14 protein-coding genes, 1 tRNA gene and 2 pseudogenes are annotated in these 25,977 nt (G+C 41.4%); 8 read left to right on the forward strand and 9 right to left on the reverse strand.

What is annotated here, in order from left to right:
- The first annotated feature begins 102 nt into the window (after positions 1 to 102).
- The 3 genes from V7K44_RS31460 to V7K44_RS31470 are packed head-to-tail and all read left to right on the forward strand — an operon-like array spanning position 103 to position 3,801.
- On the forward strand, positions 103 to 651 hold the full coding sequence (locus tag V7K44_RS31460) for a (2Fe-2S)-binding protein (protein WP_334937744.1): 549 nt from the start codon (positions 103 to 105) through the stop codon (positions 649 to 651).
- A complete protein-coding gene (locus V7K44_RS31465; RefSeq protein WP_334937746.1) occupies positions 638 to 1,615 on the forward strand; it encodes an FAD binding domain-containing protein in 978 nt (325 codons plus the stop codon). The genes V7K44_RS31460 and V7K44_RS31465 overlap by 14 nt, the downstream gene beginning before the upstream one ends.
- Positions 1,612 to 3,801, forward strand: a complete 2,190-nt coding sequence (locus tag V7K44_RS31470) for a xanthine dehydrogenase family protein molybdopterin-binding subunit (RefSeq protein ID WP_334937748.1) — start codon at positions 1,612 to 1,614, stop codon at positions 3,799 to 3,801. Before V7K44_RS31465 ends, V7K44_RS31470 begins: the two co-directional genes overlap by 4 nt.
- Positions 3,802 to 4,130: 329 nt before the next feature.
- Here V7K44_RS31470 and V7K44_RS31475 read toward each other — a convergent pair whose 3' ends face one another.
- Both V7K44_RS31475 and V7K44_RS31480 read right to left on the reverse strand, forming a co-directional pair.
- Positions 4,131 to 7,226, reverse strand: coding sequence for a CHAT domain-containing protein (locus tag V7K44_RS31475; RefSeq protein WP_334937750.1), 3,096 nt, complete (start codon positions 7,224 to 7,226; stop codon positions 4,131 to 4,133).
- Between the two features lie 475 nt (positions 7,227 to 7,701).
- Entirely contained in the window at positions 7,702 to 8,295 is a 594-nt protein-coding gene (locus V7K44_RS31480) for a hypothetical protein (RefSeq protein WP_334937752.1), read from the reverse strand.
- Positions 8,296 to 8,550: 255 nt separating this feature from the next.
- Between V7K44_RS31480 and V7K44_RS31485 the strand changes: the two genes are divergently transcribed.
- Positions 8,551 to 9,432, forward strand: a complete 882-nt coding sequence (locus V7K44_RS31485) for a hypothetical protein (protein ID WP_334937754.1) — start codon at positions 8,551 to 8,553, stop codon at positions 9,430 to 9,432.
- Between the two features lie 164 nt (positions 9,433 to 9,596).
- Here V7K44_RS31485 and argJ read toward each other — a convergent pair whose 3' ends face one another.
- The 6 genes from argJ to V7K44_RS31520 form a co-directional block, all read right to left on the reverse strand.
- Positions 9,597 to 10,760 (reverse strand): bifunctional glutamate N-acetyltransferase/amino-acid acetyltransferase ArgJ, encoded by a 1,164-nt coding sequence (argJ, locus tag V7K44_RS31490; RefSeq protein WP_334937756.1) that lies wholly within the window; start codon positions 10,758 to 10,760, stop codon positions 9,597 to 9,599.
- 169 nt (positions 10,761 to 10,929) lie between these two features.
- Entirely contained in the window at positions 10,930 to 12,456 is a 1,527-nt protein-coding gene (locus V7K44_RS31495) for a hybrid sensor histidine kinase/response regulator (RefSeq protein WP_334937758.1), read from the reverse strand.
- 18 nt (positions 12,457 to 12,474) lie between these two features.
- Positions 12,475 to 14,451 (reverse strand): PAS domain S-box protein, encoded by a 1,977-nt coding sequence (locus tag V7K44_RS33330; RefSeq protein WP_442940728.1) that lies wholly within the window; start codon positions 14,449 to 14,451, stop codon positions 12,475 to 12,477.
- 852 nt (positions 14,452 to 15,303) lie between these two features.
- Positions 15,304 to 15,377: transfer RNA gene (locus tag V7K44_RS31510), tRNA-Val, on the reverse strand.
- A 221-nt stretch (positions 15,378 to 15,598) separates the two neighbouring features.
- On the reverse strand, positions 15,599 to 16,219 hold the full coding sequence (locus V7K44_RS31515; RefSeq protein ID WP_334937759.1) for a hypothetical protein: 621 nt from the start codon (positions 16,217 to 16,219) through the stop codon (positions 15,599 to 15,601).
- A gap of 212 nt (positions 16,220 to 16,431) precedes the next feature.
- Positions 16,432 to 21,573: a CHAT domain-containing protein gene (locus V7K44_RS31520; RefSeq protein ID WP_334937761.1), complete on the reverse strand. Its 5,142-nt coding sequence runs from the start codon at positions 21,571 to 21,573 to the stop codon at positions 16,432 to 16,434.
- A gap of 207 nt (positions 21,574 to 21,780) precedes the next feature.
- Between V7K44_RS31520 and V7K44_RS31525 the strand changes: the two genes are divergently transcribed.
- Both V7K44_RS31525 and V7K44_RS31530 read left to right on the forward strand, forming a co-directional pair.
- Positions 21,781 to 23,601, forward strand: a complete 1,821-nt coding sequence (locus V7K44_RS31525) for a ShlB/FhaC/HecB family hemolysin secretion/activation protein (protein WP_334937763.1) — start codon at positions 21,781 to 21,783, stop codon at positions 23,599 to 23,601.
- Between the two features lie 287 nt (positions 23,602 to 23,888).
- Positions 23,889 to 24,143, forward strand: a complete 255-nt coding sequence (locus tag V7K44_RS31530) for a DUF7219 family protein (protein WP_334937765.1) — start codon at positions 23,889 to 23,891, stop codon at positions 24,141 to 24,143.
- Between the two features lie 313 nt (positions 24,144 to 24,456).
- Here the strand turns inward: V7K44_RS31530 and V7K44_RS31535 are convergent.
- A pseudogene (locus tag V7K44_RS31535) lies at positions 24,457 to 24,819 on the reverse strand (VOC family protein); the annotation flags it as partial.
- 172 nt (positions 24,820 to 24,991) lie between these two features.
- On the opposite strand from V7K44_RS31535, the gene V7K44_RS31540 reads away from it, so the two are divergent.
- Both V7K44_RS31540 and V7K44_RS31545 read left to right on the forward strand, forming a co-directional pair.
- Complete coding sequence (locus V7K44_RS31540) at positions 24,992 to 25,615, forward strand: DUF3859 domain-containing protein (RefSeq protein WP_334937767.1); 624 nt, start codon at positions 24,992 to 24,994, stop codon at positions 25,613 to 25,615.
- Between the two features lie 5 nt (positions 25,616 to 25,620).
- A pseudogene (locus tag V7K44_RS31545) lies at positions 25,621 to 25,977 on the forward strand (hypothetical protein); the annotation flags it as partial.

Here is a 25,977-nt window from a genome sequence, read left to right on the forward strand (position 1 = left end):
CAGAATTCACTGGGATTCTAAATATCAGGAAGTCAAGCTAGAACAACCGCAGACTTTTTCTCGCTACTATAGTAAATGATGTAATTATTATCTACATGAGATATGGAAAAAAATTCCTTAGCTTCAAGAACTTCAGACTCACTTACTCAGGAAGTGAAAATATTGGGTTCAGAGGAAGTAGAATTATCACTGAATGTTAATAATACATCTTACTCCTTGAAGATAGAACCTCGTGTTACATTACTAGATGCACTTCGAGAAAAACTGGGTTTGATGGGCACTAAAAAAGCTTGCGATCGCGGTGAATGTGGCGCATGTACTGTATTAGTTAATAATCGGCGAATTAATTCTTGTATGACTTTGGCAATCATGCACATCGGTGCTGAAATTACCACAATTGAGGGATTAGCACAAGAGGGTAAACTCCATCCTATGCAAACAGCCTTTATTACCCATGATGCTTTTCAATGCGGCTACTGTACATCAGGTCAAATTATCTCAGCCGTAGGGATGATATTGGAAGAATCGCCAAAATCTGAAGCAGAAATTCGAGAAAAGATGAGTGGAAATCTTTGCCGTTGTGGAGCATATCCAAATATTATTGCGGCGATTCGAGATGTGCTAGAGGAAAAGGAAGATGCAGCCATTTAGTTATGCTAAAGTCACCTCAGAAGAAGTGGCGATCGCCACAGTTAATCAAGACAAAACTGCTGCATTTATTGCTGGTGGCACAGATTTACTGGGATTAATGAAAGATGGAGTCCAAACAGCAAATATATTAATTGATATTAATAGTTTGCCCTTAGCAGATATTGAATCTCAACCGAATGGAATCCGCATTGGTGCGATTTCTCGAATGAGCGATGTGGCTTTTCATCCCAAAATTCGGGAATGTTATCCCGTCATTAGCCAAGCTTTATTACAAAGCGCTTCACCGCAACTGCGAAATATGGCAACAGTGGGCGGTAATTTACTGCAACGAGTCCGCTGTGGTTACTTTCGCGATCCGGTTTTTCCTTGTAATAAACGCATTCCCGGTATAGGTTGTTCGGCAATTACAGGTTACAATCGAATGCATTCCATTTTCGGAGCTAGCGAACATTGTATTGCCGTTCATCCTTCCGATTTAGCAGTAGCTTTGACGGCATTAGATGCAGTAATTTGCATCCAAGGAATAGAACAATCACGGGGAATTTCTATTCATGATTTTTATCTCTTACCAGGTGAGACACCAGCAAAAGAAACTCTATTACAGCCTGGAGAATTAATTGTTGCTATTGAAGTTCCAGATTTTGCATATCAATCCCATTATTTAAAAGTAAGAGATCGTGCTTCTTACGAATTTGCTCTCGTTTCCGTAGCTGTTGTCTTAGATATAGAACAAGACATCATCAAATCAGCACGTATCGCTTTTGGGGGAGTCGCACCCAAACCTTGGCGTGCAAGGGAAGCTGAGGAATTATTAAAAGGGAAAGCAATTAACGAAGATATCTTTACAGCCGCAGCAGCAGCAGCCGTCAAAGAAGCAAAACCGCAAACGCATAATGAATTCAAAATTGAATTAGTCAAACGCGCTTTGGTACGCGCACTCTCAGTTGTGGCAGAAAAATTATGAATAAAATTATTGGGAAACCACTCGATCGCGTTGATGGTAGACTGAAAGTTACAGGAGAAGCGCCTTACACAGCCGATGTGCCAATCGAGAATTTAACTTACGGAGTGATTTTTCAAAGTGCGATCGCGAGCGGTAAAATTATCCAAATAGACACAACGGCAGCCGCAGTCGCCCCTGGTGTAATAGATATCATTACTTACCAACAAACCCCATCTCTAATAAAAATACCCTTCTTTGGCCCTCCACAACCTCAGTCAACTGAAAAAGACCATAATATCTACTACGATGGTCAACATCTGGGGGTTGTAATTGCCCAAACTTTAGAACAAGCCGAAACTGCTGCCTCTCAGATAAAAATTATCTACGAAGAAGCCATTCCGACAGTCACAATGGCACATACAGAGATATTTGAACCCGAATCGGTATTTTTGGGCATGATGCCAGGTAAAATCACTAGAGGGGATGTTGAATCGGGGAAAGTCCAGGCAGATGTTTTGGTAGAGCAAGTTTATACTACGCCAATAGAACATCATAATCCCCTAGAGCCTTCTGCAACGATCGCAATGTGGTCAGGGGATAACTTGACGCTCTATGAAACCACTCAAGGCGTTTCAGCAACCCAAAACCGAATCGCATCTATTCTGAATATTCCCGAAGAAAATGTCCGCGTCATCTCCAAATACTTAGGCGGCGGATTTGGTTGTAAAGCACTGCTGCGATCGCATACGATTTTAGCAGCGATCGCAGCTCGTCAAGTAAAACGCCCAGTAAAAGTAGTGCTAACGCGATCGCAAATGTACACTGCTTGCGGCCACCGCTCGGAAACTCAGCAGCAGCTAACATTAGGTGCAACCAAGGAAGGCAAATTAACTGTAATCGAGCAAATTGGGACATCTTTAACTTCCCTGTTTGATGACTTTGCCGAACCAGTGGGTGCAGCAACAACGATGATGTACGCCTGTCCCAATTTGGAAATAAAATACCGTTTGGGACGCATCAACGCCGGCACACCAACCTTTATGCGTGGCCCAGGAGAAGCACCGGGAATGTTTGCCTTAGAATCAGCAATGGATGAACTGGCATACACCTTAAATATTGACCCAATTGAACTAAGACTGAGAAATCATGCAGATATCGATCCGCACAAAGGATTACCTTGGTCAAGTAAATCCCTGAAAGAATGTTATCAAAAAGGGGCAGAAATTTTTGGATGGGCACAACGCAATTCAGTTCCCCGTTCCATGCGAGAAAATCATTTCCTGATTGGTTGGGGAATGGCAAGTGCGACATTTCCCACCAATGCTAGAACTGCATCAGTCAAGGTAGAAATTTTTGCCACTGGAGAAGTGAAAGTACAAAGCGGTACTCAAGACATCGGTACTGGTACTTATACAGTGATGATGCAGGTAGCTGCTGAAGTATTGGGATTACCAGTGCAGTTTGAATTAGGTGATACCAATTTTCCGAAAGCCCCAATTACAGGGAACTCAATTACCGTTGGGAGTGTTTCCCCGGCGGTGCATCAAACTGCGATCGCTGCACGGGATAAGATAATTAAAATGGCGATCGAAGATTCTAATTCTTTGCTTTATAAATCGCCAGCAGAAGATATTACTGTTGAGTCAGGGCAAATATTTTTAAAACAAGATCCATCGAAGCGAGACAGCTACACCGATATTCTCCGCCGTCACGGATTAGAAAGTTTAGAAGTTACAGAGGAATCCTCACTCAACCCGGAGAGTAAACAATATGCCAAACATTCTTTTGGGGCAATATTTGTCGAAGTAGCAGTTGATGAATTGTTAGGAGAAATCAAAGTTAGACGTTGCGTAGGCGTTTATGGTGCTGGGCGAATTCTCAACTTCAAGACAGCGCGGAGTCAAGTTATCGGCGGAATTACCTGGGGAATCGGTATGGCGCTGATGGAGAAAACTGTAATGGATGCTAATCAGGGCAGAATAGTTGGTGCTAATCTTTCCGATTACTTGATTCCCGTTCATGCAGATATCCCCAATATGGAAGTGCAATTTATTGAAGAACACGATCCTTATGTGAATGCACTAGGAACCAAAAGCTTGGGGGAACTTCCGATTGTTGGGGTAGCCGCTGCTATATCTAATGCAGTTTATCATGCCACAGGTAAGCGGATTCGCGATCTGCCAATTACACCAGATAAGTTGTTGTGAGTAAATCGGTTTGTAATAAAAAAGGCGGTTAGAAACCGCGTCTACACAAACAAAACCCACATCCGTGGGTTTCAAACCCTCAATTTTTATTAGAGGATGTTTGAAAAGTTTTCTTATCAGTAAGAAAACGTTCTAGATCCCCCTAAATTCCCCTTAAAAAGGGGGATTTTGACTCCGGTTCCCCCCTTTTTAAGGGGGGCTAGGGGGGATCAGTTAGTGCCTAACATCACAGCCAACCACTTTTCAAACAACCTCTTAGTCCACGGAGGCGGAGTTTACCTGTGTAGCCGCAAATTCCATTCGCCTTGGCTCTTTAATTACGAATTACTTTACCGTGCATCGCCAATCAGCACAAATGCCGACCAATAAAAAGGATGGGGATAATCTGCAATTAGCTTCAACTTAGCTTGTTGCAAAGCCTCGCCTTTCGTCATACCCAGCTTGAGATTTTGATAAAAATCAACCATTAATAGCTGAGTTGCTTTATCATCAACCGCCCACAAACTTGCCATCACAGCTTTCGCACCAGCCCGCTCAAATATATAAGCAACACCTGTAATGCCTGCGCCATTCAAATTAGGATCTACAGCAGTTTGACAGGCACTAAGAGTAATTAATTGTGTGCCTTGTAAACCTAAAAGAGCAGCATTAGCAATATCTAAGGGTTTGTCAGCAAATAGTAACGTATTATTTTTTAACTTGATTTTTTTGCAATCTTCAGTTTGAAAACAACCGTGAGTTGCTAAGTGCAAAAAGTCAAACCGCAATGCTTGGGATCTAAAGTTTTCTAAGCTAGCTTTTTTATTAATGTAAACTTCACTGTCTGGCAGTATTTCTTTAATCTTTATGACTTCTGCCTCTGCACCTGGGAGATTTTGTGGCTCACTGGTTACGGGATTACCAAATGCTAAAACAGCTTGTGGTTTGCGAGGGATGGCATTTTGTATACCTAGAGATTGTAAGGAATTATTGGAAATGCGAGTCAGATAGTTGACAGGATATTTTTGGATCAGAAATTGCTTAGTTTGATTGTCGTAAAGAGTCTCAAAAGGTAAATGACGCAGTTGCCCAGTAGCAATAATACTCAATTGTTTGGGTGATAAAGCCTTAATTTTGTCTTCTATAGGGCGAATGAGAATATCATAAAGTTCGCCGCCGGTTTCAAAGTAGTCAGAATCGCTATCGTCTTGTACTTGTTTTAAGTAATCGGTAATAAGTTTATCAAATTTTTTGGGATCAATAGATTTTTTGATAACACTATAATGACCTTTGGTGAAGATAAAAAAGGCGACATTATTAGGCATATCTGCCACATTAGTCAACAAGACAGGTTGAACTACAACTGTTCCTGCGGGTATGGAGGATGTTAGGTTTTTAATATCTACGGGTGTAGTTTCAAATAGTTCTGCCACTTCAGGAAAACGGCGAGAGATAGTTTCGGCTTCTGAATAAACTTGTGCTTCTAATTGCCGAATCTGTTGGGGTAGGCTTTCGGAGCGATTGTCTTGCAGTTGTTGTCGCAGGGATTCCAATTGTTGATTTTTTTTACTCCAGTCATCAAGAGCTTGTTGTGCCTCTGAGTTGGCAACTTTGGCATTAATCAGGCGAGTATAATCAGCAAGATCGGCTGTGGTGAATAGGTTAACCCATTCAAAGGCTTGAGTGTATCTTTTTTGATTAATAAGGACATTGACTAAAGCAGTAGCAATTGCACTTCTACCGTTTTGTTGTAAAAATTTTTGGCGATTTTCTCGTTGCAAACCCCGGCGCATTTCTAAGCTAATTTGGAGAGATTGCTGTAAATTAGTAATGGCTTCAGTTGGTCGATTTGTACTTTGTAAGAGTACACCAATATTACCCAAGGTGACAGCTTCACCAGAGCGATCGCCTACAGCACGCCAAAGGGGCAGAGCTTGGTTGTAAAATGAGAGTGCTTTTTGCTTTTCTCCTAAATTGTCGTAGACTGCACCAATGTTACTGAGTGTAGTGGCTTCACCAGTGCGATCGCCCACAGCACGCCTAAGGGGCAGAGCTTGGTTGTAAAATGAGAGTGCTTTTTGCTTTTCTCCTAAATTGTCGTAGACTAGACCAATGTTACTGAGTGTACTGGCTTCACCTGCGCGATCGCCCACAGCACGCCAAAGGGGCAGAGCTTGGTTGTAAAATGAGAGTGCTTTTTGCTTTTCTCCTAAAGCGTCGTAAACTCCACCGATATTATTGAGTGTAGTGGCTTCACCAGCGCGATTGCCCACAGCACGCCTAAGGGGAAGAGCTTGGTTATAAAATGAGAGTGCTTTTTGCTTTTCTCCTAAAGCGTCGTAAACTCCACCGATATTATTGAGTGTACTGGCTTCACCAGCGCGATCGCCCACAGCACGCCAAAGGGGAAGAGCTTGGTTATAAAATGAGAGTGCTTTTTGCTTTTCTCCTAAAGCGTCGTAGACTCCACCGATATTATTGAGTGTACTGGCTTCACCAGCGCGATCGCCCACAGCACGCCAAAGAGGAAGAGTTTGGTTGTAAAATGAGAGTGCTTTTTGCTTTTCTCCTAAATTGTCGTAGACTAGACTGATATTATTGAGTGTAGTGGCTTCACCAGCGCGATCGCCCACAGCACGCCAAAGAGGAAGAGTTTGGTTGTAAAATGAGAGTGCTTTTTGCTTTTCTCCTAAATTGTCGTAGACTAGACTGATATTATTGAGTGTAGTGGCTTCACCAGCGCGATCGCCCACAGCACGTTTAAAAGAAAGAGCTTGGTTGTAAAATGAGAGTGCTTTTTGCTTTTCTCCTAAATTGTCGTAGACTCCACCGATATTATTGAGTGTAGTGGCTTCACCAGCGCGATCGCCCACAGCACGCCAAAGGGGAATAGCTTGGTTGTAAAATGAGAATGCTTTTTGCTTTTCTCCTAAAGCGTCGTAGACTTGACCGATATTATTAAGTGTAGTGGCTTCACCAGAGCGATCGCCCACAGCACGCCAAAGGGGAAGAGCTTGGTTGTAAAATGAGAATGCTTTTTGCTTTTCTCCTAAAGCTGAGTAGACTAGACCGATATTATTGAGTGTACTGGCTTCACCAGCGCGATCGCCCACAGCACGCCTAAGGGAAAGAGCTTGGTTGTAAAATGAGAGTGCTTTTTGCTTTTCTCCTAAAGCTGAGTAGTTAAACCCAAGCCAAACTAGTGCAGTTGCTTCAAGTTTTTGGTCTTTGAGTTCCTGTGCCATAGTTGGAACTGGCTGTAATATTTGTATTGCCTGTTGGTGTTCCTGTTGCTGTGTCAGCTTTATCCCTTGCTCTAACAGTCTTTCTGCTTCTTGTGATCGCAAATTTTGAGTCTGTCCCCAGGTGGGTTGAGCCATCAGCATCACTGTTAAAGGCGTTAGATAAACACCCACAGCCAAAAAACTAGTGAGAATTTTTTTCATAGAATAGTGCAGAGGTAGCTGTTTTTAATTAGGCCTTAACAGAAGCTATCTTCACCAAGATCTTGATGTTGCAATATTTCGTATTAATATTGTGATGTTTGTAAGGAATGTTGCAATGTTTCGTATTAATATTGTGATGTTTGTAAGAAATGTTGCAATATTTCGTATTAATATTGTAATGTTTGTGAGGAATGTTGCAATGTTTCTAATGAACATTCCAATGTTTCTTATTAATATTGTGTTTGTCGTTAAAAACGTCAAAAAGCTTAGAGGATGTTTTAAAAGTTCTTTCGTTGGTAGCAAAACGTTATCGATCCCCCCAGCCCCCCTTAAAAAGGGGGGCTTTAATTCCGGTTCCCCCCTTTTTAAAGGGAGTTAGAGGGGATCTTAAAGTGTCTAAAGTCACAGTGAAATACTTTTCAAACAACCTCTTAGGGGCATAAATATACGCCCCTACAGATGAAATGATTCACGATCAATAAGGTGTTGCCAGAATGGTGATCGTTCTTTGTTGTGAATTGAATTGAATTTCATCTACCACATATTGCCGATTTCTAGCCACTGACTCAATACCCCGCAACTGTGCTGTAGAAACTACAGGTGGTTTGAGCTTCACCACTGCTTGACCCTGAGTAGAATTTTTTACAATAAACGTATTTAAGGGTATACCACTCCAAGTTACTAGTTTACCTGTAGGGCGATCGCGCTCACCCCGGATAATTTGCCGCCCATTGCTTCTGTAAACCAACGCCCCATTCTTGAAGACTACTTTTTGAATTTGGCTCAAGGGAATTGTGGCAGTTTTGCCACTACGCTGAATTGATAGTGCTTCTCCCTGTGCATCAATTCCTGTTATCTGGCCACTACTTGACTCACCACCCTTAAAAATGACCTCTGCTAACTCTGGTAACGCTACTGGAAGTTCTAATTCATCTGCGTTGACTGGTGTCTGTGCCAACAACAGATTTCCCGTCTTGACATCCTGGCTCATTACAGCTTGAATGTTTCCGGCGATCGCTGTTGCCATTACTAGGATTGCTACAACCCATCTCTGGAAAAAAGCTTTCATGGCTTTAACAGTATATTTGACTATGTTTAACTTTCTCATTAAACTTCAAAGGCGTATATCAAATTTCCGTAAAATTACTAAAATCAACTGATTATTTACTTATAGCAGTTTGCAGTTGAGTGCAATATGACCTAACCCCCAACCCCTTCCCTTGTAGGGAAGGGGAGCAAAATTTAAAGCCTCTCTCTTCTTAGGAGAGAGGAATGGAAGTGAGGTCACAGTATATTTGTTTCCCTTATATCCCTCATCTCCCTTATGACTCAAGCTCCTAACCCTAACCAAGAAACTAATATTTTAAGTAAATTCACCAGTGTAATTGGCTTGCTGGGTGCGGCGCTTTTCTTTGCAGGCTGGATTTATCGTTGGTCATATTTCTACTTTTTTCAACTAGAAGTCAATACTCTCGATTTACCTGCACAGTCTTTTCTCATAGTTCCCCTGCAAATATTTTTCGGAGATATCTGGACAATCTGCAAAACAGCGATCGCTTTTTTTGTCGCTGCGATCGCAATTCAAGCTACATTATGGTTAATTAAAATCATCAGCGATACGGTAGTCTCTACCAGCCAATTACTACTCAATCGCATCATCTCTGCTACTCAACACAAACGCTCATGGACAGCTAAACAGCTTAAATCTCTAGCTGAATTTGGTTTTGGACAACTGCGCTCAGTTGAATTTCTGCGATCGCTAGTCAATGAGATAGTAATAGTATCCTGGGTATTAATTGTGATATTTTGGTTAGCTCGTTGGCAAGGCTTTGCAGATGCACGACGAGACGCTGGTCAAAACTCCACCTTGCCCGTTGTAGCTTTAATTACACCGGAAGAAAAATTTGCAGTGGGACGCAAACTTGATAATATATTCGCCGATCCATCCTTGAAAGGCTACCGCATAATTGGCGATCGAGGTCTATTCGAGGACTTGCGAGGTAGAGAAGATAATGATATCAGCAATTCAAAGCAGCCGAGAGTCTGGCGCTTACTCCTAGAACGTGGCGGCTGGATTTATTTGTTTCGAGCATTGCCCCCAAATGCAAAACCTGATGAGCTACCGTCAGTTTTAGCTATTCAAGAAAGTGATAAAGGACATATCATCATTCGCAGTCCAGAAGTTTCTAAAACTACTTCTCCTTGATATCTTAAATAAGTTATCGCCTAGCACAATGAAGCAAAAGCCCTCACCCTAAGTCCCTCTCTCAAGCTTGGCAGAGTGACTTTAAAATTCGCTCCCCTTCTCCCAAAATTGGGAGAAGGGGTTGGGGGTTGAGGGCAAATTTTGCATTTGTACAACAGGTCTAATCAAGTTGAGTATTTACCATTAATTTCTATATAACCCTCTGAAAGATCGCAACCCCATACAGTTGCAGAGGCATCGCCAATATTCAGGCTAACATGAATATCTACTTTATCTTTAGACATAATTTGCCGTAACTGTTCTAGATTTTCCTCAGTTAAGCTACTAGGATAAACTTTCACCTTATCAAAACTAATAACAACTTTATCTGGATTTATCTCCTGTTCCTTTTCACATTTGCCTATAGCCATAGCAACTCTTCCCCAATTCGGATCTGCTCCATAAACAGCAGTTTTTACTAATGGTGAATTTACAATTGCTTTCGCTACTGTTTTAGCTTGTGTATAGTTAATCGCCGAATCTACAGTTACCTTAATTATCTTAGTAGCACCTTCTGCATCTCGTGCAATTTTCAGCACTAATTCCTGTGCAACCTCTTGCAATGCCCTAGCAAAATCTAATTCTGAAACTTCACCGACTATTCCATTAGCTAAAATCACAGCGGAGTCACTAGTAGAAGTATCCGTATCTACACTCAAGCAATTAAAAGTTTTATCTATAGTAGAGCGAAAAATAGAACGAAGGCTATTTGCAGAAATTGCAGCGTCAGTAAAAAAGAAAGTTAGGAGAGTAGCCATATTAGGCTCAATCATGCCAACACCTTTGGCAATTCCTACTAGCTTGGCATTTCCTATTTGCCGTGTAGCTAGTTTCGCTACTGTATCGGTGGTCATAATACCACGAGCGGCGGCATTAAAATCAGCATCAGTCAATTTTTTGCCAAATCCTAATAAACCAGCCCGGATTTTTTCAATGGGGTAACGTCTGCCAATTACACCTGTAGAAGCTATCACAATATTATTTGCAGCAATTCCAGTTTCAGTTGCGACTAATTGCAGAACCTCTTGGGCGTCAGCGATGCCAACAGAACCATTAGCTACATTTGCATTTTTAGATATAACGACAATTCCTTGTGCTTGTGAATCTTTTAAATTATCGCGGCTAATAGTAACACTTGGCCCAGCAAAAAGACTTTGAGTGAAGACTCCATCTGCAACACAAGGAACTGATGACTGAATAAATACAAAATCATCAGTTGTATCTCGTATTCCCAAATTAGTGATAAATGCACTAAAACCTTGAGGTGTAGAAGATATAGTTAATGACATTTTTCGATATTTAATAATTTGCTTTCATTATCTCATGTCAAGTTCGCTTAATTGCTTATCATGAAATATATTAATGCAGCTGAGGCTGGACGACAGTGAAGCCCAACATAAATAACAAATAAATTCATTAAATATTAATATCAAAAACCTATTATTGCAAAACAATTTGCTAATAAGAATTCTGTAAATCAGTTAATGTAAGAGTGAATGTAGTCCATCCATTGCCACTTTCTACTTTAATATTTCCTTGCAATTGTTCGACTAATTTCTGGACTATAGATAAACCTAAACCCGAACCACCTTGATTCCAGATATCTGTATTAGGGAGACGATAAAATTTATCAAATATCCGTGGTAACTCTGTCAATGCAATTTCTGTTGAATTACTGACAGTAATAATTGTTTTTGCAGGTTCTTCCGAGGAATTGTGACTTACACTTAAGACAATTTCACCACCCGCAGGTGTGTATTTACAGGCATTATTGAGTAATTCTACTACGATGCGTTCCAAGCTAATGCCATCTGACAATAGCGGCGGGAGATTTGCAGGGATATTCGGCTGTAGAGTTTGCTGATGTTGTTGAACACGAATTTGAAACGGCTCGATAACCCAAAATAACCACTGTTGTAAGAGCAACGCATCAGGTGTAATAACTTGATAGAATGAGCTTTCTAGCCGTTGTAAGTCTAGTAGATCGTTAATTAATTCTAGTTCGCGATCGCACTCGCTTTCCATTAATTTTAGACCGCGTTGAGCTTCCTCAGTATTATTATACAGTTGTATCATTTGAATCATCATCTTGATATTACTCAGAGGCGATCGCAGTTCGTGAGAAACTAAATTCAAAAAGTCATTTTTGAGTTGATTTATCTCTTCCCATTGCTTCACAAGTTGTTCTTGCTCAATTTGCTTTTGACGCGCCTCAATCGCTCGTTTGCGCTCAGTAATATCTCGAAACACTAATACAGCGCCTGTAATATTATCTTTGTCATCTTTAATCGGTGCAGCGCTGTCATCAATTGGTATTTCTGCACCCTCTTTAGTAATCAGAATTGTTTCTGCGGGGAGATGAACAATAATACCATCTTGAAGAACTTTTATAATCGGACTTTCAATAGAGTTATGAGTTTCGCCATTAGCAATATTAAATATCTCTGAGGACTTTCTGCCACAGGCTTCTTCTTGTTTCCATCCAGTCAGATTTTCCGCAACCGGATTCATAAAAGTGATTAAATCTTGTAAATCGCTAGCAATCACACCATCGCTGATACTTTTTAAAAGTGCATCTAGCCATTTTTTATTAACTTTTAATTGCCTTTCCAAACCATGTTTAGTCAAAGTGATTTCAATATTTGTTTGTAGTTCTCTTTCTTTAAAAGGTTTCAGGAGGTAGGCAAACGGCTCAGTTATCTTAGCTCGTTCCAATGTATTCTCATCTGCATAAGCAGTCAAATAAATTACTGGAATATCCAAACGCTTATAGATTTCTTCAGCAGCTTCTATCCCGTCCATTGAGCCTTTAAGCTTGATATCCATCAGTACTAAATCTGGAGATATTTCTATTGCTATATTAATTGCTTCTTCTCCTGAAGAAGCAATAGCAGGTACTGTGTAACCAAATTTCTTAAGCCGATATTGTAAGTCTTTGGCAACAATAGCTTCATCTTCCACAACTAAAATTTTTGCGTTTGTCATCTTTTATTAATCGTGTATTTATGGTAAAGGAAATGTCACCTGACACTCTACTCCAGTAGAGCCTGTAATATTTATGTTTCCTGCTAACTGATGGGTTAAAGCATCTACTAACTCCCATCCTAATGATGCGATGTTTTTAAAATCAAAGTTTGGTGGTAAGCCAATCCCGTCATCACGAACTATTAGCATTAAATTATTATTAATTATTTTTTTGATTTCAATATTAATTGCACCATTACTATCTTTGGGAAATGCATATTTTAAGGAATTAGATACAAGCTCATGGATAATTAAGCTACAAGGAATTGCTGTATCTAAACCGAGAAAAATACAATCTTCGGCATTTATTGTCAAAGCGATCGCATCTTCATTGACTTCATAAGCAGTAAATAAGCTTGCTACCAAATCTTGAATATATTCACCCAAATTAATCCTTGCTAAGTCTTGAGATTGATACAATTTTTCGTGAACGAGAGCCATTGATGCAATCCGCTGCTGGCTTTGTTGAAATATTACTAAATCTTCTTTGTCTTTGATATAGGCAGATTGCAGGTTGAGCAGACTGGAAATAACCTGTAAATTATTTTTGACCCGATGGTAAATTTCTTTTAATAACACCTCTTTTTCTAATAGTGATGCTTGAATTTGCTCCTCCCACTGCTTGCGTTCGCGCTGCGCGGATTTCCGTTCGTTAATGTCTTCAACCACAGAAATAAAATATTTTGGCTCCCCATTAGGTTCGCGCATTAAAGACACAGTGAGATTAACCCAAACTAAGGAATTATCTTTGCGGAAATACCGCTTTTCCATCGAGTAAGTTTGAATATTATCTGCTAAAATCTGCTCAACATATTTCAGGTTAGTATTAAGATCGTCCGGGTGAGTAATATCTTGGAAAGTTAACAGCTGTAGTTCTTCAAGTGTGTAACCAAGAATATCGCAAAGCTTCTGATTAACCAACAACCAGCTTCCATCGATTGCGACATGAGCAATGCCAACAGCAGCTTGATGGAATGCAGCCCGAAATTGCTGTTCGCTCTCTCGCAATGCTTCTTCTATTCGCTGGCGTTCAGTAATTTCTATCTGTAATGATTTGTTGATTCTTGTTAACTCTGCTGTTCTTTCCTCAACCATGCTTTCTAATTGGTTAAGTAGGCTATTTAGTCTCTCCTCTGCTTGCTTGCGATCGGTAATGTCAGTATGTGAACCTGCCATTCGTACTACATTACCATCTTCATCCCACAGCGCTTGCCCTCGATCTAAAATCCATTTATAAGTACCATCTTTACATAAAGCTCGATACTCGGTAATGTAAAACGGTGTTTTCTGAGCAAAGTGATCTTGAACCGCTTGTTTCACCCACTCAAGATCGTTAGGATGCACTCGTGTCAAGCATTCATCTAAATAGTTAGAAATTTCCTGGTCTTCGTAACCGAGCATTTCTTTCCAGCGAGCCGAGAAGAAAACTTCATTAGTTTTAACATTCCAGTCCCAAATTCCATCATTATTGCCTCGCAAAGCTAATTGCCAACGTTGTTCGCTTTCCCTCAACACCTCCTCAGTCCGTATGCGTTCAGCAATTTCTTTTGCTAGTTGGTAGTTTGCAGCCTCTAGTTGAGCAGGACTCGGTATAGCTAGCACCTGTGGCATTAATGGCACAAGCTCTATCGCCGTTAATACGGAGACAAAAGCGGTGATAGCTTTGATTAACCCTGATAGCCAATAGGTAGGATACCAAAGCGTCCATACATCCATTAAATGAGTTGTGCCACAAGCAACGATGAATGTACCAAACATTAGGAATATCCAGCCGAAAGGCATATCTCGCCGTTTACGAACAAAATAAACCAGCATCACTGGAATTGAATAATAAGCAAGTCCAGTTAACACATCTGAAATCAGATGCAACCACACCAATCCTGGTTTCCAGAGGTAGCAATGTCCGTGGGGAATAAACTGGCTAGTAGAGAAAAAATTATTTAAAAATTCCATCATAAAAACCTATACGTTGCATAAGTCTTCACCAAAGCCTGAAGTGTGAAAGCAGAGATTCTGTGTTCGTCATCTTTTCTGAGTTTTTTAATTTTTGGAATGTCCTAACTGCGGTGCAAGGTTTAAAATTCCAGCTTTGTGGATAGATGGACATTGCCAGAAGTGTTTTATGAGATTTACAGAGATGGTAAATTATCAAAAATCTGTAGAAGTTTGACAGATTTTTTCAACTTTGTCTAAATGCGATTGTTAATGCATCGGCTTGTTATGCCATTGCATCGGTGTGTTATGCCATTGCATCGGCTTGTTATGCCATTGCATTGGCTTGTTATGCCATTGCATTGGCTTGTTATGCTATTGCATCGGCTTGTTATGCCATTGCATCGGTGTGTTATGCCATTGCATCGGCTTGTTATGCTATTGCTTCGGCGTGTTATGCCATTGCATCGGCTTGTTATGCTTTCGAGACGCGATAAATCGCCGTCTCTACAAGTGTTTTGTTGCTCATTCTAAACTGTATTGAATCATACTGGAATTACAGGTTGGCCTGCTTTTATTTGGGCTTAGACGCTAGGCGGCTTGTGCGCTTGTTCTAATTCAAACTCTACAAGTTCGAGCGATCGCTTCTGATTGTCTCGTTGGAGCATCCACCGCGTACCTTTTCCAGATTCAAATAACTCTGGTTCTAATCTTTGATATAGGGTATCCAGACTGCATAGTAGTCACTAATTTGTCAACAGTGACAAGATTTTGTTAAAATTGACATTAATTAATCTGTTAACAGTGACAAATAATTAGTGAATGTACAATTAATCTGTCACCGATGACAAACAATTAGTCACTATACAAACAAAATGGACGTAACTGGATTCGAACCAGTGACCTCTACGATGTCAACGTAGCGCTCTAACCAACTGAGCTATACGTCCTTAACCACACAGTTATCAATGGTAGCATATACTTCTCTGATAAGGCAAGATAAAAGACCAAATCAGGCAAAATCTATCAGTCCCTAAGTAATCAAGCGCAGATTGTGAAGTATTTGTTTAATTTGTAAAAAGGTTGCACCACTTCCTACAAATCAAACAAATAAGTCAAATCCTTTTTCCTTTTGCCTCCAGCAAGACTGCCTGATTTCCTGCAAGCATCTTTAAGTTTCTCGAATCCAAAATGCCAATCCTCCCCCACGACCGCGAGCTGCAATGAAATCTTCTGTCACTAAAAAGAAGCCAAAGAAGGGTAGTTTCGCTATGGGTTGGTTGTAGAAATCTTCTGTTTGAACTTTACCAGCACGGATTGCTCTGTTGTAAATAACACGACCAAACAAACTGATAATCATCTGGTTAAAGTCAAAGGCCAATAAATTTTTCTTCCCGAAATATTGCACTGGCCCCGTGAGCTTCAGTGAAACCGGGTTAAGCTCAACCTGATTAGCAATTTCGCCTCTGCCTGAATCCTGTTCCAAAGTGGCATTAAAGGAAACATGGATTGTTATAAATTTGGGTACATAGAAACCGTTGCCTAATACAATTCCGCCGCTACCTCTGTTTTTCTTAGTGCCAGTGACAAAGCAAAGTTGCCATTTACCGAGCAGAAACTCAAACGGATAACTCAACTTTTGCTGCTTGGCAGTTTTTTCGGCTTGTAGCAATGCCTTTACTAATATTTCAGCACTAGGGCGTATACTTTTTGGTTCTCTATACTTAGCCGCAGCCTGAGATAGCACGTTAATAAAGTCAAATGTCGCTTTAGGTGTTAAATTAGCCGTCATGAAGCCACTCTGGATTTAACTATTTCTTTGATTTTCTGATAGATTGTAGCGTTCATCTGCAAGAAGACACATCTTTCAACCGTAGTATCCGCTAGAAGTATAGACCTCTTGCAAAAGTCCCTAACACCCCACCCCCAACCCAGGGCTTAGGTTAATCGCAACAACAAAAATCTCTTTCTCCCCCTAGCTCTCTGACTCCATATTTCCTACCTTCACCAGGGATTACCAACCATTGTAAATCCAGCCCAATAATAAGGATGCATAAGTGATTCATCAGCACTGTCAGCAGGTAAAGGCAAATTCCCAACCACTCCTAAACCTTGCACTTGTCCATCCTTGACATAAATTTGCCCTTTGAGCATAGCTATCTGAGCCTGTCTGAGAGCTTCTGCCTTAATTGGAGCTGTCTTTAAGTTCTGATAAAATTTTGTCATCAACGCTGCTGTGCCAGCATCATTAACCGACCAAAGACTAGCAACACTAGTTTTCACACCTGCCAGCACTGCTAAACCCGCAAATCCCAGTTCGGATTCTTCATCCCCTAAAGCTGTTCTACAAGCACTCAATACCAGCATTTCAACTTCAGGTTCATTCAAGCGCAATTGTCGTAATTGGTTCAAGCGTAACTTGTCTTCCCACAGTTGAATATAGGAATTACTCAAAGCACCGGTAGCAAAATCGGCATGGGTTGCCATGTGAATAATTCCAAAAGGTTGTTGGCGGCGGATAGTTTTGAGATTTTCTAAGGTGGCTTGCTTGTCTAACAATAATTTGCCTTGCCACAGTTTAGATACTAGTGTTGATAACTCAAGGGGGACTGCTGGTAAAGGCTCTTGTCCCTGAGTACTCTGAGAAACCCCCAGCGCTAAAACTTGAGATTTTTTAATGTCTTTATAGAGGGTATTAGTCAAACTAAGACTAGGCATTAAGCCAATACTGTATTTTTCTACTATAAATCCCTTACCATCGTGAAGTGCTGCCATTGGGGTTGAACGTAACCCAATGTCTGGTAGAAAGACCAGATTGTTGATTTCTCTCGCTTGTAAATCTGCCTCTAATGGTGCAATAATCCAGCGATAAAGTTGTTGAGATGAACGCAAATAACCTGTGCGGCGACGGTTTTGGGGACTAACGATTTGGTCACGAAATTCTTGAGCTACTTGAAGAACTTTGGCTTTAGTTGTTTCTGGGATGCGCTTGCGGATAGGATTGCCTTTTCCTGTTACTACTACTACTTCTAGCTGATCGCTATCCTTTTCTGCTACGGTATTTAACTGTTTTGTAAGTTTTTGACCTTTGCTTAAATTTCTCTCTGGTAGAATTTCCACAGGGACAAAACTGATGTAGATAAATGCAGGTTTCACACCAGTAGCTTCTTCAATTTTGCGAGCAATTTCTTTGGCATCATCTAGGGTTTTGATTCTAGGGGTGGGTATGCCTAAATGGTCGGCAAAATCATCTGTGAAATTGTCTTCGGGAGTGGGGTTGGTATTAAGAACGGGGTTATCAATCTTAGGATTATTGAGAACAGGGTTATTTGGTTTAACTGGTAGATTGCATTGGAATGTGCAGGGGTCAGGATTCGGAGTTTCAGGATTTGGAGTTTCAGGATTTGGAGTTTCAGGATTCGGAGTTTCAGGATTGGGAGTTTCAGGATTTGGTGTTTCAGGATTTGGAGTCTCAGGATTTGGTGTTTCAGGATTTGGTGTTTCAGGATTCGGAGTAGGAGTTTGACTGACGTTGATTCCTATCTGTACAGGTGCAGAAGAGGAAACGCCGTCATTTGCACTAATTACAAAGGCATTTAGTGACCCATTTGTATCTGCTGGAGGCGTGTATACCAAAGTATCGCCGCTAGATAAGGTCGTAACACCAGGGATGACGGGAACGCCATTGACAGTGATATTTCCCGTATTCACGACATCGACCTTGATGGAAGTGATGTCGTTATTACCATCGCTGACTAGCGGAGCCAAACTAGAGAACGTTAAAGTAACAGGTTGATTGGTCTGGGTATCGGGTAGCGATGAGTTGGCTGTTAATGTCGGCGGTGTGTTGATAGATGTAATGGTGATGCCGGTTGGTGTACCGCTAGCATCTCCACCATTTGGCAAGACGGGAAAGCTGTTTGAAGCGATTATTGAATTGTCACCTGTAGTGATTGACCCTGCTGTACCATTGACACTTGCATCACCGACAATAAAATCTACATTGTTTGGGCCACCATCGTGTTGAATTCTGATAGTACCTCCCACAAGAGGTTGAACGTTAGTAACTCCTCCACTAGTAAAAAATCCACCAGTTGCGATCGCTTCACCCGTTCCGATTCCTTGAATCAGTCCGTTGGTTAGCACTTGCACATTGCCACCTTGAACTGTGTTTCCATCAACAAAATCGTCTGCTATGGACTGGGTGTTGATGTTGGTAAAACGAATATTGCTACCAGATGTATTGGTAGTCTGTAAAGTAACGTTGCCAGCTGTAACATTTCCAATACCATCGACTCCAAGGGCGATCGCTGAGGCATTAATGGCATCATTTATGGTGATATTATCTCTAGCAGTTAAACTGACTGTGCCAGCTGCACCTATAAAATCGCCACCTGAAAACTTGACTACAGACGAGTTAATTGCCACTGTGGTGATACTGCCTGCGGTGGTTGTTGCGACTACATTGCCGCCTGTACCTAAGCCACCAGCATCATTGGAAGAGGAGTTAATGGTATCCGCAAGGATATCGCCTGCCGCAGTCAAAGTTACCGTTCCACCCGTGGCATTGCCAATCCCTCCACTATCGCTGGTATTTATCTGATTTAGGGTAATTCCACCATTGCTGCTTACTACTTGAACATTACCTGCTGAGTAGCCCTGTCCACTGGCAATGATATTGCCTGCACTAATGTTGCCATTCGCAAACAAGTTTATATCCCCGCTTCTATTGAAATCAATAGTTGTGTCTAGATTTCCTAGTGATAAGCTAGCTCCCGAAATGTTAATGGCTCCTCCGGTTGTGCCGATTGTGTTGGTAGGATTAACAAAGTTTACAAAACCGGTTTGTGAACTCAGGCTGAAGCTACCGCCATTACCCAAGTTTAATGTAGCCACACCAGGGGTAGTCACTCCTGGCGTCGCTCCGGTGATGTCATTGATGGTAATATTCCCTGTGGCTTGTAAGTTGATATTTGCACCTGAAAGTGCGATCGCACCCCAAGAAACAGTGTTAGCCCCAATATCTGCATCGCCAAAGGCAATATTGCCTGCTGTAGCATCAAAATCACCTGTCCCTGCTGCACCATCGATAATTGTCAATGTGCTGGGGTCTATCAATAAAGTGCCAAAGTTGCCGTTGACGGCTGAAGTATCTACTAAACCGTTGAAGGTCAAAAAATTTTTGCCTGATACTTCTACAAAACCACCATTTCCCGCATTTGCTCCTCCACGAGCCGAAATTTTTCCAAAAAACTGGGTTGTGTCGTTACCCCAAACAATTACCCGTCCGCCATTTCCATTCAAATGACTATCAGCATTAATGACGGATTTTGAGTCCACATAAGTCCGATCTGCGTTGGGTAAAGTCCCCTTACCTTGATAATCTCCACCAATTAGCACAGTACCGCCGCAATTATTCCCAGAGGCGTTAATATTGGCATCAATCACTGCGACTTTTTTACCCAAAGCAGTTACTGTACCGCCTGTTTGACTCGATGCATTCACTTTCCCAGAAACAATCGTTGTACCTGGAGTTGTCGGAATTGTGACATTGGAGTTTGTCAATTTTACAGTTCCATCAGGATTGGCAGTTAACCCTGTGTTACCAACTGTGAGCAGTTCGGGTATTGATGCAATGGGAATTGTCCAGTTATTGGGTTGGGTGCTACTAGAGGTGAGGGGCTGAATTTCTAGACTCAGCAGATTTCCTGGCTGACTAAGACGCACCCAATTTTGTCCTGGTACTGATGTGACAGAAATCTGCCCTCCTGGTGCTGAAAGTTGCCCGGTGTTGATTACATTTCCGCCTAATAAATTCAAATTTTGCCCAGCACCTACTGCCAAATTTCCAGCATTTGCGATCGCTCCTGGCTGGTTCATACTAAAGGCAAATCCGTTGGGGTTTCCGACTAAATTAGTGTAGTCATTAACACCGATAGCGTTGAACCAACTGCTGCCAAAGCCAATACCATTAGCTGTTGTCACCGTAAAAGCACCAGGCACATTTAAGCTGGCCTTTGCTCCAAAAATAAATCCGGCTGGATTCATCAAGAAAAGGTTAGCATTGCCACCTGTTACCTGAATTAAACCATTGATGACTGAGGCATTCCCGCCTGTAATTCGACCAAGGATATTTTGCAACGCCGGACTAGCTTGAAAGTTGGCGATTTGTTCTGGTTGAATGCCAAATTGTTGAAAGCTGTGAAAGAGGTTTGCATTATCACCAGAAGTTGTGCCGCCAGTGATATCAAGTCGATTGCCGTTGGGAGTCACAATTGTACCTGTACCATCGTTAGCAGGAACTATTTGTTGTGCTTGGGCTAATTTGGGACTTACCAGGGAGGCAATAACTAGGACTGAAGCGGCGATATTAGACAATAAAGATTTTTTGCGCCGCAATATGAAGCGACCTGTGGGCAATTCTACATCGATTTGTAACTTGTTTGCTAATCCGCGTCGCCAAAGTGCTTGAGCGATCGCCTTCTGTGACCAGAGTATTTGTTCTGTTTTTCTAGTAACAGAGATGCTTTGAGAATGATTTCGGTAGAAATAGAGTGGCTCTTTGACTCGTAGCACTTGGGCTACTTCTGAAAGTCGCAGACATAGGTCATAATCATAGGCACAGCAAGAGAACGATTCGTTAACACCTCCCACTCGGTTGTAAACTGAACGGCGCATCAAGCGGAAGTGGAAAGTCATGAAATCTACCAACAAACCTTCTTCAGAGTAAGGTATGTTACAACGATGACCGTAGCCGATCGCTTTACTATCTGGATCAATATTTAAGTAGTCGGTGTAAACAAATCCTGTTTCTGGGTGGCGATTGAGGACTGTAGCGGTTTGGGTGAGGGCGGTAGGGGCTAGGATATCATCACTGTCTACAATACCAATGTAAGCGCCACTAGTTTGAGCGATCGCTGCCTTACAAGCCGCAGCAACTCCTTGATGGTGTGCTTGGACTACCCGCACTCGCCCATCTTGTTGAGCATAGTTTTTGGCGATCGCCACCGATGTATCTGTAGAGCCATCATCCCAAATTAATAGCTCAAAGTCTTGCCATGTCTGCGCTAAGACGCTAGCGATCGCTTCTTGAAGGTAAGACTCCCGATTGTAATTGACGATGACAATGGAAATCAGTGGTGACATCGAAGTTTTCCCAAGTTTTCTACCTGTTACCACAATATAATGCTAGGGACTATCACTTAGAAGAAATCGCTGTTAATTATAGTTTTAGTTACAAATCTTTTGAAATTTGAATATCAAAAATATGATATTGAAATACTCATACAGCCATTGCATACTCAAAAATCAAAATCAGCCCAGTCGTTAAATAAGGCACTCCATTGAGGATAAATGAGAAAAGAAACAGAAACTGGTGTTCAGCCTAGAGCAACGACTCAGCAAAGAATTGTCTATTTCTCTCATCAGTTAGACAATTGGCGGAGTTTGGCGACTACTAAATGCAGTAAGCACAGTTTCAGTTTTCGGTGCAGCTTGCTAGTTCTGCCTGTGGTCTGGATTTTCACTGCAAATGGACTGAGAGCTACAGCAAATATTTTTACACCTGACTCGATTCAAAATAGCAGTCAGTCAGAGTTACAAATAGTACAAGCAACAGAACCTACCCCAGCAACTAACCCGAACCCACAACCAGAAACCCCACAACGGATTCGGGTTCGGAAAATTCAGGTTGTAGGTAGCACAGTTTTTAAGGAAAATGATTTTAATCCAGTAGTGAAACCGTTTGAAGAACGGGACTTAACTTTAGAAGAAATCAGACAAGCCGCCGATGCCGTTACCCAGCTTTACCTAAATAAAGGCTATATAAATTCCAGAGCAATTCCAGAGACTCAACAATCAAGTAACCCTGATGGTATTGTGGTAATTCGGGTGTTAGAAGGGCGTTTGACAGAGATTAATATCGAAGGGACGCGGCGATTAAATCCATCTTATATTCGTAGTCGCATTCAACTAGGTGCTGGTATTCCTCTGAATACTGGTAAGCTCGAAGAACAACTGAAATTGTTGCGACTCGATCCCCTATTTACTAATGTGGAAGCACGTCTGCGTCCAACGGGTAAGGTTGGTCAAAGTATTCTCGTTGTCAGAGTTGAAGAGGCAAAAACTTTAATTGGTAGCTTGGGTGTAGATAATTATTCGCCTCTCAGTATTGGCGCAGAAAGATTGGGTGTTGAATTGCGATCGCGCAATTTAACCGGTATGGGAGATGAGTTAGCTGGCTCCTATTACCATACACTCTCTGGTGGTTCCGATGCCTTTGATTTTAGTTATCAGGTTCCCGTGAACGCCATGAATGGCAAAGTGCAGATTCGAGCCGCATTTAATCGCAACGAAATTACTGAGCCACCCTTTGATGCCTTTGACATTCGGGCAAACCAGGATCTTTATGAAATCAATTATCGTCAACCATTGATGCGATCGCCCAAAGAAGAATTTGCCCTATCTTTAGGATTTACCTATCAAGATGGTCAAACCTTCCTTTTTGATAACCTCGCAACCCCCTTTGGCATTGGGCCTGATGCCAATGGTGTTAGCCGCACCAGTGTAATTAAATTTGGTCAAGATTATATCAGGCGCGAACCTCAAGGAGCTTGGTTTTTGCGATCGCAATTTAATTTTGGCATTGATATATTAGATGCAACTATCAACAATGACCCCATACCCGATGGTCGCTTTTTTAGTTGGCTAGGTCAAATACAGCGCGTGCAGCAACTCAGTAACGATCATTTATTGCTCATTCAAGCAGACTTGCAGCTGACACCAGATAGCCTTTTACCATCCCAGCAATTTGTGATTGGCGGTGGACAATCGGTAAGGGGATATCGCCAAAATATCCGTTCTGGGGATAATGGATTTCGGGTAGCGATCGAAGATCGGTTTACAGTGCAGCGCAATGAATCTGGATTATCGACAATTCAACTTGCGCCATTTCTAGATATGGGAGCCGTCTGGAATCAGTCTGATAATCCCAATCCGCTACCCAATCAAACTTTTTTGGTGGGCGCAGGTTTAGGATTATTGTGGAATCAGGCAATGGGAATTGATAATCTGTTTTTGCGCCTCGATTATGGATTTCCATTTATCGATCTGAGCGATCGTGGTAATAACGCTCAGGATGATGGCTTTTACTTTAGCCTTCGCTATCAACCTTAACTAAAGTCTATGGTAATCATAACTAATTTTGGGGGCATGATATTATTTGAGCCGCATTTTATCAAGTCGAGTTTAATCAGCAATATGCTATTTGACTTACTCCTTTTGCTAGGTTAGGAACTTATTTCAGTATTTTCCACAGTTAATTACCTTTCCTTCTGCTTTATCCTAATATTGAACTAAAAAATTAACTTCTTTTTTCAGGAATTTGAATTTTATCCTGTGTATATACACAAAGAGAAAAGTTTTAGTTTATAAATTTAATAAAGAACTACAAGAGAAAACTTATGACGCAACCTAACTCGCAAGACAAAAACAACTTTCTTTACCCTCGTAGCCGGTATTATGGGAAATTTCAGCCAGAGAACTTAGTGTTTAATGCTAACCTCCAAGAATTCTCTCAAAAAATTAGTTACATCACTTGCCTAGAAACTGGGGGAAAATTGTCTCAGGAAGAGGCTTACGAGCAAATTAAGTCCCTTTGGAAAGAGTTGAAACATAGCAAAAAAGAACTCTCTATTGGCGGAAATAGAGAAATTTAAACTAATGGGAAGGAGGTATTGGGGATTTTTATTAAATCCATTGAAAAAATACTATTGCAATAATACTTGAACAGCTAGAGACTCAAGTCTCTAGCTAAGAGCAAAAGTTCGTTGAAACATACGAAAAATACTTTCATAGCCAGTTTCAAAGGAATTGGCGTAGACAGGGAATAGGCAATAGGCACGCTTGCAAGGGAAAGAAGGCTTCCTAGTTCTACTGAGCTTTTTCACGCAATCAAATATGAGTCCTATAGGTAATAAGTAATAGACGCAAAATTTTGCGTATCTACATTCTTTTTCGTCAGATGTCTAGTTAATTACCTTCTAGCAAAGTCCAGAAATAGCCATCTGGTGCGATAAAGGAGAAACTTGTCTCGCCAAATTCATTACTAATAATGTCTGTAACTTTTTGTGCAGTACTCGCCTTGATGCGATCGCAATATTCCTGTATTCCCTTAACCCCATAGGTATATAAAGATATACCAAAGCTACCTGGTTGGGCTGCTTCAAAGCGTGATTCTAAATTAATAAATTCTGGAAATCGAACGATATAAAGTCTACCACTACGTGTAGCCATCAGGTCAGACTTAGAAGAACGAGGATCGTCAAAGGTAGTGACAATAAACTTTTCACCAGGATTAAGGTCAAAAATATCTTTACCTGCTGGCGAAGATTCATCGCGTCTGTGTTTACAAAAGTATCTCAGAAAGAATCTGGAAAACAACAACCTTTTTTTGTAGCTTATGATGTACTTACAAAAGTGAGATATCTAATATATAAAGTTCAAAGTTCTTCTGATTACACGTAATTAGCGATCGCAATCAAATTTTTCCAACAGGAGTTAAGCTATGACGCAGCGACTGACTCAAGAGCAATTATCACAAATAGTCACAGAAGTACAAGGTCTGCAATTGCGTCGGGAAGCGGAACTAGACCAACAGCAGGTTAAAGAAATTTTACAGGAGTTGAATTTACCGCCAGAGTTACTAGGTGAAGCGCTGATTCAGTTAAATCGCCGCCAAGCACTGGAAGTACAACAACGCCGGAATCGATGGATTACCTCTGGAGTCGTGGCAATTGTAGTAATTGTCATTGCATCTACAATATTTTTCATGCAGCAGCAAAGTTCTACACTTTCCCGTGTTTATACTCAACAAGACCGCATCACTTTGACACAAGATAATGGCGGCGACTTAAAGACAATTTCTCGCCAAACCAATCCAGAAGTGTTGTATCGTGTCACTCTAAAGGATGCACCTTTGGGTAAAAAGCTGGCTCTCTCTTGTAATTGGATTGACCCAAGCGGTCAAATTGTCAAGCAAAACAACTATCAAACCCGCGAAATTAATACGTCTGTCTGGGATACCCAGTGTCGCTACACTATTAACCCGGCTGCAACTGTTGGCAATTGGCAGGTGCAGATGTTCCTAGAAGGTCGGCAGATTAGCGATGCAACCTTTGAAGTTAAATAGTCCAGATGGGTATCCCGCATCACTTTCTTGGCTATTGGGGTTACGGCGCTCAACAGGAGTTGGAAGCGCTGTTAAGTAGTGTTTTAGAAAACCTCTCTCCAAACCTCTCCCCTACAAGGGAAAATTCAAAGCCTTTTCCCATCTGGAATGTTGTTTATATAGGAATTGATGGAAATTCCCCAAGGGAACAAAATCAGGACTTACACGCTGAACACCTGAAATCTAGATCCCCCCTAGCCCCCCTTAAAAAGGGGGGAACCTTGAAAGCCCCCTTTTTAAGCAGGGCTGATTCATTCCCTAAAACAGGTAAAATTGCAAGTGTTGAGGGGAGGAAAATTATGGGTAGTTCTCTGATTGAACAA

The sequence above is a fragment of the Nostoc sp. genome (assembly GCF_036917235.1).
GTDB lineage: Bacteria > Cyanobacteriota > Cyanobacteriia > Cyanobacteriales > Nostocaceae > Nostoc.